The sequence below is a fragment of the Acinetobacter gyllenbergii genome (assembly GCF_001682515.1).
GTDB classification, from domain to species: Bacteria; Pseudomonadota; Gammaproteobacteria; order Pseudomonadales; family Moraxellaceae; genus Acinetobacter; species Acinetobacter gyllenbergii.
Genome location: NZ_KV575270.1, coordinates 37,852 through 49,723 on the forward strand (window position 1 = coordinate 37,852; position 11,872 = coordinate 49,723).

General features: G+C 43.4%; 13 protein-coding genes. 2 read left to right on the forward strand and 11 right to left on the reverse strand.

The genetic code is table 11. The features are described 5' to 3' along the window. Nucleotides 1-2 precede the first annotated feature (2 nt). Nucleotides 3-1,925 (reverse strand): threonine--tRNA ligase, encoded by a 1,923-nt coding sequence (thrS, locus tag NG55_RS18155; RefSeq protein ID WP_005239645.1) that lies wholly within the window; start codon nucleotides 1,923-1,925, stop codon nucleotides 3-5. A gap of 265 nt (nucleotides 1,926-2,190) precedes the next feature. Between thrS and NG55_RS18160 the strand changes: the two genes are divergently transcribed. Beyond that, on the forward strand, nucleotides 2,191-3,834 hold the full coding sequence (locus NG55_RS18160) for an acyl-CoA synthetase (protein WP_065344033.1): 1,644 nt from the start codon (nucleotides 2,191-2,193) through the stop codon (nucleotides 3,832-3,834). A gap of 54 nt (nucleotides 3,835-3,888) precedes the next feature. Here the strand turns inward: NG55_RS18160 and yjgA are convergent, their stop codons facing one another. From yjgA to mazG, 9 genes are all read right to left on the reverse strand, one after another. Then, complete coding sequence (gene yjgA / locus NG55_RS18165) at nucleotides 3,889-4,422, reverse strand: ribosome biogenesis factor YjgA (protein WP_005239647.1); 534 nt, start codon at nucleotides 4,420-4,422, stop codon at nucleotides 3,889-3,891. Between the two features lie 2 nt (nucleotides 4,423-4,424). Next, nucleotides 4,425-4,694 carry an HPr family phosphocarrier protein gene (locus NG55_RS18170; RefSeq protein ID WP_016542069.1) on the reverse strand — a complete coding sequence of 90 codons (270 nt, stop codon included), beginning with the start codon at nucleotides 4,692-4,694 and terminating at the stop codon, nucleotides 4,425-4,427. Next, complete coding sequence (gene rapZ, locus NG55_RS18175; protein WP_065344034.1) at nucleotides 4,691-5,542, reverse strand: RNase adapter RapZ; 852 nt, start codon at nucleotides 5,540-5,542, stop codon at nucleotides 4,691-4,693. The genes NG55_RS18170 and rapZ overlap by 4 nt, the downstream gene beginning before the upstream one ends. Before the next feature lie 21 nt (nucleotides 5,543-5,563). After that, nucleotides 5,564-6,409, reverse strand: coding sequence for a pantoate--beta-alanine ligase (gene panC, locus NG55_RS18180; protein ID WP_065344035.1), 846 nt, complete (start codon nucleotides 6,407-6,409; stop codon nucleotides 5,564-5,566). Nucleotides 6,410-6,412: 3 nt separating this feature from the next. Beyond that, a complete protein-coding gene (gene panB, locus NG55_RS18185) occupies nucleotides 6,413-7,222 on the reverse strand; it encodes a 3-methyl-2-oxobutanoate hydroxymethyltransferase (RefSeq protein WP_004655682.1) in 810 nt (269 codons plus the stop codon). Nucleotides 7,223-7,261: 39 nt separating this feature from the next. Next, complete coding sequence (gene folK, locus NG55_RS18190; protein ID WP_065344036.1) at nucleotides 7,262-7,750, reverse strand: 2-amino-4-hydroxy-6-hydroxymethyldihydropteridine diphosphokinase; 489 nt, start codon at nucleotides 7,748-7,750, stop codon at nucleotides 7,262-7,264. Next, nucleotides 7,747-9,201, reverse strand: coding sequence for a polynucleotide adenylyltransferase PcnB (pcnB, locus tag NG55_RS18195; protein WP_016542065.1), 1,455 nt, complete (start codon nucleotides 9,199-9,201; stop codon nucleotides 7,747-7,749). The genes folK and pcnB overlap by 4 nt, the downstream gene beginning before the upstream one ends. 140 nt (nucleotides 9,202-9,341) lie before the next feature. Further along, a complete protein-coding gene (locus NG55_RS18200; RefSeq protein WP_016542064.1) occupies nucleotides 9,342-9,770 on the reverse strand; it encodes a ComEA family DNA-binding protein in 429 nt (142 codons plus the stop codon). 22 nt (nucleotides 9,771-9,792) lie between these two features. Next, a complete protein-coding gene (gene mazG, locus NG55_RS18205) occupies nucleotides 9,793-10,545 on the reverse strand; it encodes a nucleoside triphosphate pyrophosphohydrolase (protein ID WP_065344088.1) in 753 nt (250 codons plus the stop codon). A 101-nt stretch (nucleotides 10,546-10,646) separates the two neighbouring features. Here mazG and NG55_RS18210 point away from each other — a divergent pair, with 101 nt between their 5' ends. Continuing rightward, a complete protein-coding gene (locus NG55_RS18210; protein WP_065344037.1) occupies nucleotides 10,647-11,420 on the forward strand; it encodes an SDR family oxidoreductase in 774 nt (257 codons plus the stop codon). Nucleotides 11,421-11,470: 50 nt separating this feature from the next. Here the strand turns inward: NG55_RS18210 and NG55_RS18215 are convergent, their stop codons facing one another. Continuing rightward, a complete protein-coding gene (locus tag NG55_RS18215; protein WP_065344038.1) occupies nucleotides 11,471-11,860 on the reverse strand; it encodes a hypothetical protein in 390 nt (129 codons plus the stop codon). Between the last annotated feature and the right edge of the window lie 12 nt (nucleotides 11,861-11,872).

Genomic DNA, 11,872 nt, shown 5'->3' on the forward strand with positions numbered 1-11,872 from the left:
TATTACTCCACGATATACCGGCCACGTTCGGCAACGGCAGATTTCACTAAGTCAATAAATGCATCTACTGACATAGTACCTAAATTTTTTCCTGAGCGAGTACGCACATTAACTGTACCTTCTTCAACTTCTCGATCACCGAGAACCAGAAGGTAAGGAATACGCTCTAGGGTACGCTCACGAATCTTAAATCCGATCTTTTCATTTCTCAAGTCAGAAATGGCACGAAGACCATTTTCTTTGAGTTTTGCGACCACTTGTTCACTTGCTTCCGCTTGTGAATCGGTAATATTCATCACACAAGCTTGGATTGGTGCAAGCCAAGGTGGCATGAAACCCGCATAGTGTTCAATTAGTATACCAATAAAACGCTCGAAACTGCCAAGAATTGCACGATGCAACATGACTGGCTGATCACGATCATTGTCTTCAGTGACATAAGACGCGTCTAAACGGATTGGCAAGTTGAAGTCACATTGAATTGTACCGCACTGCCAGATACGGCCTAAGCAGTCTTTCAATGAGAATTCAATTTTCGGGCCATAGAATGCACCCTCACCTGGTTGTAAGTCCCAAGCCAAGCCAGCATCATCTAAAGCATCCGCCAAAGATTTTTCAGCCAAGTCCCAAAGTGCATCATCTCCAACACGTTTTTCTGGACGTGTAGACAATTTCATTTGTACTTCTTCAAAGCCAAAGTCTTTATAAACATCTAAAGTCAGTTTAATAAAGTCAGCCACTTCTTTACCAATCTGTTCTTTGGTACAGAAAATGTGCGCATCATCTTGAGTAAAGCCGCGAACACGCATAATGCCGTGTAAAGAACCTGATGGCTCGTTACGGTGGCAAGAACCAAACTCCGCCAAGCGAATTGGTAAGTCACGGTAAGATTTCAAACCTTGGTTAAACACTTGCACGTGACATGGGCAGTTCATTGGCTTCACTGCATAGTTACGGCTTTCGGAATGCGTCGTAAACATGTTTTCAGCATAGTTTGCCGCATGCCCAGACTTTTCCCACAAAGTGAAATCAACAATCTGTGGTGTCTTGATTTCTTGGTAACCATTGTCTTGCTGAACTTTACGCATGTATTGTTCAAGCACTTGGTAAATGGTCCAGCCGTTCGGATGCCAGAACACCATACCTGGTGCTTCTTCTTGCATATGGAACAGGTCTAAAGCTTTACCAATTTTACGGTGGTCACGCTTTTCAGCTTCTTCAATACGTTTGATATAAGCAGCTAACTGCTTTTTGTCCGCCCAAGCCGTACCATAAATACGCTGTAGCTGTTCATTCTTCGCATCACCACGCCAGTAAGCACCAGAGATTTTAGTGAGTTTGAATGATTTCAAGAATTTAGTGTTGGGTACGTGCGGACCACGGCACATATCCAAATAATCTTGATGGTAGTACAAGCCCATTTGTGTTTCGTTCGGCATGTCTGCAATCAAGCGTAATTTGTATTCTTCGCCACGTGCTGTGAATTCTGCAATCACTTCATCACGTGGAGTCATCTTTTTGATGACATCATAATCTTGGTCGATGAGCTTTTTCATGCGCTCTTCGACTGCTGCCATATCATCCAAAGTAAATGGACGTGGCATCCAGATGTCGTAGTAGAAACCTTCTTCGATCACTGGACCGATCACCATTTTCGCTTCTGGGAACAATTGCTTAACTGCATGTCCAACCAAGTGCGCACAAGAGTGACGAATGATTTCTAAACCTTCTTCATCTTTAGGGGTAATAATCTGAACTGTTGCATCTTCTGTGATTAAATCACAAGCATCCACCAAACGATCATTGATACGGCCAGCAACTGTATTTTTTGCAAGACCCGGACCAATGCTCTGAGCAAGTTCCATCACGGAAATCGGATGATCAAACTGTTTCTGATCACCATTTGGTAAAGTAATGATTGGCATAATAAAATCCTTAAGGAGTGATGCCCTATACGAAGGAGCATATCACCGCGAGATTATGTATTGAGGCGCAGCCTCAAAAGATAAAAAACGGCGGATAAAAAAGTATCCAAGATTTTACACGGGTTTAGCTGTGGATGAAACCTCTGAACCAGAAAAACCCTAGATCAGTCGAGATTCATCTCCGACTAAAGCCTAAATGCTTTAGACTCAATGTCAGACTAGCTTAATAGTAATCAATGAAAAGAACAGAAAGGAAGCAATACACATGGTCAGTGCATATGATGAATTACCCAAAACCCCCGCCAATTTTGTGGCCTTGTCTCCGCTACGTTATTTAGAACGCGCAGCTTATATTTACCCACAGCAAGCGGCGATTATTCATGCTGATCGTCAGATTACTTGGCAACAGACGTATCAGCGTTGTCGTCAATTTGCACACCAATTAACAAATTTGGGCATCCAAAAAAACGATACTGTTTCAGTGCTCTTACCCAACATCCCCGCCATGATTGAAGCGCATTTTGCGGTACCAATGGCGGGGGCAGTACTGAATACCTTAAATACTCGCCTCGATGCCAAAACCATTGCTTTTATGCTCGAACATGCAGAAGCCAAAGTCCTGCTGGTTGATCCTGAGTTTCGCCAAGTTGCAGCAGAAGCACTCACGCTGGTACCACAAGACATCATCGTGATTGATGTCTTTGATACCGAATTTGAAGGCGAACAGATTGCGCTTGGACAATATGAGTATGAATCATGGTTAGCCCACGGTGATCCTGAGTTTGAATGGCTACTGCCGCAAGATGAATGGGATGCGATTAGCCTCAACTATACGTCTGGCACCACGGGTAATCCTAAAGGTGTGGTCTATCACCATCGCGGCGCTTATTTGAATGCAGCCAGTAATATCCTAGCCTGCGGCATGAAACCTCGTGCGGTGTACCTTTGGACCTTACCGCTGTTTCATTGCAATGGTTGGTGCTTTGCTTGGTCAATTGCTGCCAGTGGCGGTACCAATATTTGTTTGCGTCGCGTCGATCCAGCATTGATCTTTCACTATATTGCAGCGCATAAAGTCGATTATTTCTGTGGTGCACCGATTGTACTGTCCATGCTGATCAACGCACCAAGCGAACAGAGAGCGGCTTTTGAGCATCATGTTGAAGTCATGGTCGCAGGTGCCGCACCACCTGTGGCAATCATTGAGGGCATGCGCAATATCGGCATTAACGTCAATCATGTTTATGGCTTGACTGAAACCTATGGCCCTTCAGCACTATGTGCTTCTCAAGCAGGTTGGAGTGATTTATCCATTCAGGAACAAGCACAACTCCACTCTCGCCAAGGTGTACCTTATCCACTACAGGATAGTATGCGGGTACTTGATCCAGAAACGATGCAACCCGTCCCCAATGATGGACAGACCATGGGAGAAATTATGTTTCGTGGCAACATCGTGATGAAAGGCTATTTAAAGAACCCTCAAGCCACAGCAGAAGCCTTTAAAGGTGGATGGTTTCATACGGGTGATTTAGCCGTCAGTCATGCAGATGGCTATGCCAAGATTACCGATCGCTCCAAAGATATTATTATTTCGGGTGGCGAAAATATTTCATCCTTAGAGGTTGAAGATGTGCTATATCGCCATCCTGCGGTGCTCACAGCGGCCGTGGTCGCTAAACCTGACGCACGCTGGCAAGAAGTGCCCTGCGCCTTTATTGAACTGAAACAAGGCACATCCGTCTCTGCCGAAGAAATCATTGCGCATTGTCAGAAAGAACTGGCTCGCTTTAAAGTTCCCAAAGATGTGGTGATTACTGAGATTCCCAAGACCTCAACAGGAAAGTTGCAGAAATTTATTTTAAGAGAATGGGCGAAGGAACGGGCAAGCAGCGAGTTTGGAAGCTAAGTACTCATATAAAAAAAGAAGTTTCCTCGGAAACTTCTTTTTTTAACGTTCTAATTACTGTTCAGATAACAATGCCACTTGTTGTACATAGTTCACAAATTTGCGTTTTGACGCCTCTAACTCTTCTTCACTGACTTGCTGTTTGATATCACGATGGATACGCAAGACATGCTGACGTAAGGTATGACGTTCCGACGCATTAAACACTTTGCTAAATTCATTAATGATTGGATCACCTTGATCAATCATACGATCCACCCAACGCATCAATTGCATTTGTTTTTTTGCGCCTTGTTGCGGCGTGAGATAAGACAAAATGGTGGTTTCATCTTCATTGCGCAACAACTTACCAACACGTTGGAACTGACGACGACGTGCTTCAAATGAACTGATTTTTTGCACTTCAAGCAATGCATCAATTAAACGTTCATCGACAGGAAGTTTTTGAATCTGCTTGGGGTTTAATTGAGCCAATTGCTCGCCCAAAGCGGCCATGCGTTGTACGGCTTTCTTTTGCTCGGTTCGACTCGCACGCCCGTCTAATGACTCAAAATCTTCATCGGTATAACGTTGGGGACCACGTGCCACTATTACTCTGCCTCATAAAATTTTGCTGCGAACAGCGTTTGAATTTCTTCCAGTGCTTGCTCTTCATCAGCACCTTCGATGACCAATCTTAATGTGGTGCCCTTACCTGCACCCAACATCAACAATGACATAATATTTTTTGCATCAACCAACTTATCGCCCTTGCCAATTTGAATTGAAGAACGGAACTTGGTCGTCACTTCGATCAGTTTACCAGATGCACGCGCATGTAAGCCGAGTTTATTAATTACATCAATTGTTGTGTCTATCATGACCAGTGCTTCATTTCTCTATGTAAGATTTGGACAGTCCATTTTGCCTCAAGGGCGTGTTTGAGTCTATCCACGATATAAACTGAACGATGCTGCCCACCGGTACATCCCACCGAAATGGTCATGTAATGGCGATGCCCTTCTGCAAAAGCAGGTAACCACTTTTCGAGGAAAGTATAAATATCTTCAAACATCTCATTGGTTTGTTGACTGCCTTCCAAAAAGCGGCGTACAGGTTCATCTAAACCTGAAAAACGGCGTAATTCTAAATCCCAATGCGGATTTGGTAAATGCCGTACGTCAAATACATAATCTGCATCCAATGGAATTCCATGCTTATAACCAAAGGACTGTAAAATGACGATCAAATTATCGGATTGCCCAAGCTTGGACAATAAAATATGTTTTAAATCATGAACACTTTTATCGGTCGTATCAATATGCACTGTAGAACGAAATTGTATCGGAATTAAAAGCTGTTTCTCTTCCTGAATACATTGCAACAAACTATTAAAGCGACTTGCCAAAGGATGAGGACGGCGAGATGCACTAAAACGTGCAATTAAGTCCTGATCCTGTGTGGTCAGATAAATAATATCAACTGTACCATGTCGCTGTAATTGCTGAAAAACATGATCAAACTCTTGCATATCGGCGCGGGTACTTCGAATATCGACCCCGAGTGCGAGCTGCTCCAGATTATTCTCATGATCCAGTTTTGCCACAATTTCAGGCAATAACGCCAAAGGTAAGTTATCTATACAATAATAGCCCAAATCTTCAAGCACTTGTAATGCAGAGGACTTTCCTGAACCGGATTGACCTGTAACGATAAGAATACGCTTCATGGCGTTTTGCCCTTCATTTTTTTATGTTTTAAAGTCGATTTGTAGGTTGTCAATCAACCGTGTTGAACCAAGCTTGGCCGCAATAAATAGCACCAAGTTTTGATCAAACTGCTGAATAGGTTGCAAGTTGGTTTGTCGAGCTTCCACATAATCCACAACAAAACCCGCCTGTGTCAATTGAGTCGAGATATTTGCTAACACTTGTGACAAAGCTTGCCCTTCATATAGTTGCTGTTCAGCTTGCTTAAGCAATTGGTAAATCGTCGGTGCAACAGTACGTTGCTGTTCAGTCAAATAACCATTACGCGAGCTTAAAGCAAGACCATCTTCAGCACGGACAATAGGCACACCAATCACTTCCAATGACATATTTAAGTCTTGCACCAACTGACGAATCACCGCCAATTGCTGATAGTCTTTTTGACCAAAGAAAGCAAAATCTGGTTGGACGATATTGAATAGTTTGGTCACCACAACCGCAACACCATCAAAATGACCTGGACGCGATTTTCCACACAAGTCATCGGTAATTTGACCGACACTGATGTTGGTCAATCGTGGTTGCGTGCCATACATTTGCTCAACCGTCGGGGCGAAAATAATATCGCAACCGACATCTGCCAATAAACGGCTATCTTGCTCTAAAGTCCGCGGATAACTCTCAAAATCTTCACCTGCACCAAATTGAATTGGATTGACGAAAATACTGACCACGACCACATCACACAGTTTTTTAGCTTCACGCACTAAAGTCAAATGGCCTTCGTGCAAGTTCCCCATGGTCGGTACAAAACCAATCAATTTTTTTGAGCTACGCGCAGGTGCCAATGACGCGGTTAAGCCTTGTATTGTTGTTTCAGTTTTCATGAATTAAAGCTCAACTTGAAAAGTATGTTCCTTGGCTGGGAACGACTGATCTTGCACTGCGGCATGATACGATTTAAACGCATCAACAATTGCAGTTTCACCCGCTTGCTCTTTCATAAAGTTGCGAACAAAACGTGCCACGCGACCAAAGGTCAAACCAAGCATGTCCTGTACCACCAGCACTTGACCATCTGTTTCATTGCCCGCACCAATCCCAATCACTGGCGTATTCGGGAATAATTCAGCAATTTCTTTGCCGAGCTGAGCTGGAACACATTCAAGCAATAATACCGCAGCACCTGCATCAACTACTGCTTGGCAATCTGCGATCAATTGATCTGCTGCTTCGCGTGTTCTTGCTTGTAGTTTATAACCACCAAACACATGTACAGATTGCGGGGTTAAGCCTAAATGTACACATACCGGAATCCCATTACGAGTTAACACGGTAACCAGTTCACTGAGCCAAGCCCCACCTTCGATCTTGACCATTTGTGCGCCAACTTGCATCACCGTCTTGGCATTTTTCAAGCCATCTTCAAGTGTGGCATAGCTCATGAATGGCAAATCAGTCATGATTAAGGCATGCGCATTACCACGGCGTACAGCAGCGGTATGGTAAGCCATATCTTCAACGGTGACAGGAAGTGTAGAGTCTCTGCCTTGAATCGCCATTCCTAGAGAGTCGCCGATTAAAATTGTATCAATTTCAGCCAATTCCATCGCTTTCGCCATACTTGCATCATAGCAAGTAAGACATGAGAACTTGCGTCCTTCGGCTTTAAACTTTCTTAAGTCACTTAGACTAATCATGATGATGTCCTCTACAGGCGTTTCCAGAACGAAACAGTCTTAAGCGGTTGCCCAAGACTGGTCTGCTATTACAGTCAAGTTTGCTTGCTGCACCAGTTCTAAATCTTTTAATGAATGACCATTTAATTGCAAATGAGCATCTAAATCCAATAAGGGAAGCAATACAAAATCACGTTGTAAAATACCAAGATGCGGCACGGTTAAACGTTCATTTTGGATCTGCTCTTGACCATAGATCAGTAAATCCAGATCAAGGGTACGCTCTCCCCAACGTCGTAAACGGACACGCCCAGACTCTTGCTCAAATTGTTGCAATTGATCAAGTAAAGCAAGCGGTGCTAATGTAGTGTCCAGTTGAACAACGGCATTTAAATAGTGAGGTTGGTCTTGCGGCCCCATCGGTGGACTTTGATAAAGTCGTGATACCTGTACAGTTCCCAAGGTCGCGAGCTTCGCAACAGCCTCACTCAGAATCTGCTGCGAATCGCCTAAGTTACTGCCTAGACCGATATAACTGCGAATGGTCATTGGGTTGGCCCAAAAACAACTTGGCTAAGATCACGTTGAACGCGTTTACGCTTGAGAATCGGGTGGTCCGCATTGATTTGACCTGAAGCCGCAGTTGCTTTTTCAATAAAACGACTGCTTGATTCATCCGCTCTGACACGTTCTTTCTTGGCACGACGGCTTCTTGGTTCAGGTACATTGACCAAAGGCTCAATTTCAGCGGTCTTCGGCTCATCAACTTCAACAGCTTTACGACGCGTCTTACTACGTTGACGGTTGTATTGACGAATCGCGGCCTCTTTTTGATCGGTGGTCATTTCTTGGTAGGTTTCCCACCAAACGCCCATACCTTCAGTACTGCTATCACCTGACTTCTCACGCAACAGCAAAAAGTCAAAGCCTGCACGGAAACGTGCATGCCCAGCCAAAGCTTCAATTTGCTGTGGTTTTGGATTGAGCAAACGGGTTTGCATTTCCCAAACTTCACGAATAAAAGTTTCAGCAAAACGCGGAATGATGGTTCGCGTCGCTTGACGCTTCAACACATCCAAACCTGCTTGTGCACGCGCTTCTGCGGGCACAACCCCTTTGTTCAAATAGAAATCACAGCGTTCCAAGAACGGTTTCCATAACAATACTGCATAGAAAAATGCAGGATTGATGGTTTTACCAATTTGAATGCGTTGATCGGTATTTCGTGCTGCACGGTCGATAAAAGCGGTCAGGTTCGGTGGGATTTCAGCAAACAACTGTTTCCAAACACCAAACTCAATCAACATCGGTAATACACGGGTGAGATGTCCCATGGTGAATAGCTTTTGCGACTCATCATATAAACGATGTGGTGAAACATCACGCAACAGTTGCGTCATCTCAGGATCAAACACATCAAGAATCGATTGATCGATCTGGAAATTTAATTTTGCCGCAAATCGCAAAGCACGCAACATGCGCACAGGATCTTCTTCAAAGCGCTGTGCAGGCTCGCCCAAAAAGCGTAAGGTCCGCGTATTGATATCATCCACCGCATGGCAGAAATCAAGCACGATGCCTTTACGTGGCTGGTAATACAAGGTATTGATCGAAAAATCTCGACGAGCAAAGTCTTGCTCAATCGTTCCCCAGTTATTATCACGAAGAATCATCCCAGAGGCACTGGTGACTGCTTTTTTCGGTGGGGCACGGAAGGTCGCAACCTCAATCAGTTCGCGACCAGAATATACATGTGCTAACTCAAAACGTCGTCCGATAATTCGGCAACGTCGACCAAAAACCTCTTTCACTTGGGCTGGTGTAGCATTAGTAACCGCGTCAAAATCCTTTGGATTAAGACCTAACATCATGTCTCGAACACCACCGCCCACAATATATGCCTCGTAGCCTGCTTTAGTCAGACTATCGATCACATCTAAAATTGAGGAAGGAAGTTGAGTTGTGGACAAACCACATTTTGACGCACGCAAAGTTTGCAAAAGACACTGTCTCCTACGTCAGGACGTAAATAACAATTTGTCGCTAATCATAGCTCTAACACACACAAAGGGCAATTTATTCTGTTGGAAGTTTCAACAGTTCAGTCTATCTAATCAATCCGATTTTTACATTTTCAAGTTTACAACATGAGCTTGCTCTTATTTTTCTCAAGTAGTTTAGGCCCAATCCCTTTGATATTCATTAATTCATCAATGCTTTTAAAAGCACCATTTTTTTGCCGATACTCCATAATCGCCTGTGCCTTTTTTTCTCCCACACCACTGAGCATCTGTAATTGCTGTAAATTCGCTTGATTCAAGCTGATTTTATCGCCCTGAATATTTACAGATGATGACACTTGCTTTGAAGCGTGTTGCTGGCTTGGACGAGCCAAGTAATAGTTATTGTTCTGCTGTTGCGCCAATTGCTGATCACGTGCTTGCTGCTGCGCCTTCCACTGCTGATAAGATTGATCAAATTGCTGTGCGTGGAGGTGTGTAGCACCTCCCAAGCAGAGAATAAAGCCTATAAAAAAATTAAGTTTGCTGCGGAGATGCGGCAACTTCATTGTCTTTCTCCTGAGATTTTAATTATCGTTTGGCTTGCTCCCAAAGTTCATCCATTTCGGCCAAACTCATGTCTTGCAAGTCCTTCTGTTGTTGTTGAGCTTGTTGTTCTATAAACGCAAAACGGCTTCTAAATTTATGGATGGTTGCCAGTAGTGCGGTCTCACTGGACACCCCCAACTTTCGCCCCACATTAATTAAAGAAAATAAACAATCACCGAACTCTTCTTGAATATGATCAACATTTTGACTTTTTATCGCCTGTTGTAATTCTTCTAACTCTTCATCTAATTTGGCATAAGCATCATCCACACTTTCAAAATCAAAGCCTAATTGGGCTGCTTTGTGCTGAATTTCATGTGATTGCACCAATGCAGGCGCATGTTTAATCTCATCTAACCTTGATCCTATCTTACCTTGTTTTTCTTGTTGTTTGATTTGTTTCCACAAGTCACTCACTTGTTCAGACGTTAGATTTTGATATTTTTCGGCCTCAAAAACATGAGGATGGCGACGAATTAATTTTTCACTAATGGCTTCCACCACATCTTGAAAATTAAATAATCCTTTTTCATCAAACATTTGAGATTGAAAGACCACTTGCAATAATAAGTCGCCCAGTTCATTGCGGATTTCATCCACCTCACCCGAGCGAATTGCAGCCTCAACTTCATATGCCTCTTCAATGGCATATCGTGTCAAACTTTCTGGTGTTTGTTGTTGATCCCACGGGCATTTTTGTCTTAATTCCTGCATGATTGCCAATAATTTTTCCACGATCATCTCCAAACCCAAACAAGCAAATTGTTGCAGCACCAAGCTGCATATGCGTAATATACACGCACGCAAAAATTATCAATATAAAGCAAGGGAAAGTCATGCCATATAGTGTTTTTATTAGTGGCGCCGCACAAGGAATTGGCGCTGAAATTGCCCGTCTTTTTCATCAAAAAGGCTTTAAAGTCGGAATCTATGACATCAATGAAGAACAAGCACAGGCTTTAGCTGCAGAACTTGGAGTACACGCCAAAGCAGGTTACCTCGATGTGAGTAATTACGACCAATGGCAAACTGCATTGCAAGAATTTCAGAATTGGGCAGGTGAACTCAACATTTTGATTAACAATGCAGGCATTTTGTATTCTGGCGCATTTGAAAATACACCAATCCAATCGCATCACCGCACCATTGATATTAATGTTAAGGGTGTTCTCAATGGCTGTCACACCGCCTTAGTCCATCTACAACAAGCCAGCTTTGCCCGAGTGATTAACCTGTCCTCAGCATCCGCGATTTATGGTCAGGCCGATCTAGCTTCTTACTCAGCCAGCAAGTTTGCTGTGCGCGGTTTAACCGAAGCGTTGGACGTGGAATGGCAAAAATACAATATTCGTGTCTTAGACGTGATGCCCCTGTTTGTACAAACCAGTATGGTGAAAGATATGGATGCTGGGAGTATTCAACATATTGGTGTGGATCTAACCCCTGCCGATGTCGCAAAACAAGTGCTGCATTTGGCGCAACAAAAAGACCATGCCTTGCTTCCAACCCACACCCCTGTTGGGATAAAAACCAAACTGATGTATCAGTTATCCAGCATGAGCCCACAGTTCTTAAACCGACTCACCAATCTCTTTTTAGCGAAGCGCTAAAAAAAAGAGGCTTTAAATACATTAAAGCCTCTTTTTAATAACATGAATCGTTAATTGCTAAAACAGCCTAAACGGCAAATCGTGAATCCCATCCATTCACCTATCAGATGTTCATCACTTGAAACCACAACATCTTCAACCTGTAAAACCTGACAATCAACGACAACGGGATTCACATCAATAATTTGACCAAATGCATGATAAGCCCAACCGCTAAGATGCACTAAACCATACTTTTGTTCGGCGTTATTGTTGAATATTTCATCCCAGCTTTCATCATCAGCACACTGTATTGACCAGTCAAAATCAAAACAGTGCTGCTCCTCGTTCTTCACCTCATCAAGGCTAAACTCATCAAATACATGATAGATCTGTTGATCAACCTCGATCACAGCAGCTAAATATCGCCCTCTAGTCGAGATTAACTTTGCACGAGGCATCGTATGATCATC

Coding starts and splice junctions, on each gene's coding strand:
- thrS (WP_005239645.1), bottom strand. CDS start 1,925: ATGCCAATCATTACTTTACCAAATGGTGATCAGAAACAGTTTGATCAT.
- panB (WP_004655682.1), bottom strand. CDS start 7,222: ATGATTAGTCTAAGTGACTTAAGAAAGTTTAAAGCCGAAGGACGCAAG.
- NG55_RS18215 (WP_065344038.1), bottom strand. CDS start 11,860: ATGCCTCGTGCAAAGTTAATCTCGACTAGAGGGCGATATTTAGCTGCT.
- NG55_RS18160 (WP_065344033.1), top strand. CDS start 2,191: ATGGTCAGTGCATATGATGAATTACCCAAAACCCCCGCCAATTTTGTG.
- NG55_RS18170 (WP_016542069.1), bottom strand. CDS start 4,694: ATGATAGACACAACAATTGATGTAATTAATAAACTCGGCTTACATGCG.
- rapZ (WP_065344034.1), bottom strand. CDS start 5,542: ATGAAGCGTATTCTTATCGTTACAGGTCAATCCGGTTCAGGAAAGTCC.
- NG55_RS18210 (WP_065344037.1), top strand. CDS start 10,647: ATGCCATATAGTGTTTTTATTAGTGGCGCCGCACAAGGAATTGGCGCT.
- folK (WP_065344036.1), bottom strand. CDS start 7,750: ATGACCATTCGCAGTTATATCGGTCTAGGCAGTAACTTAGGCGATTCG.
- NG55_RS18200 (WP_016542064.1), bottom strand. CDS start 9,770: ATGAAGTTGCCGCATCTCCGCAGCAAACTTAATTTTTTTATAGGCTTT.
- panC (WP_065344035.1), bottom strand. CDS start 6,409: ATGAAAACTGAAACAACAATACAAGGCTTAACCGCGTCATTGGCACCT.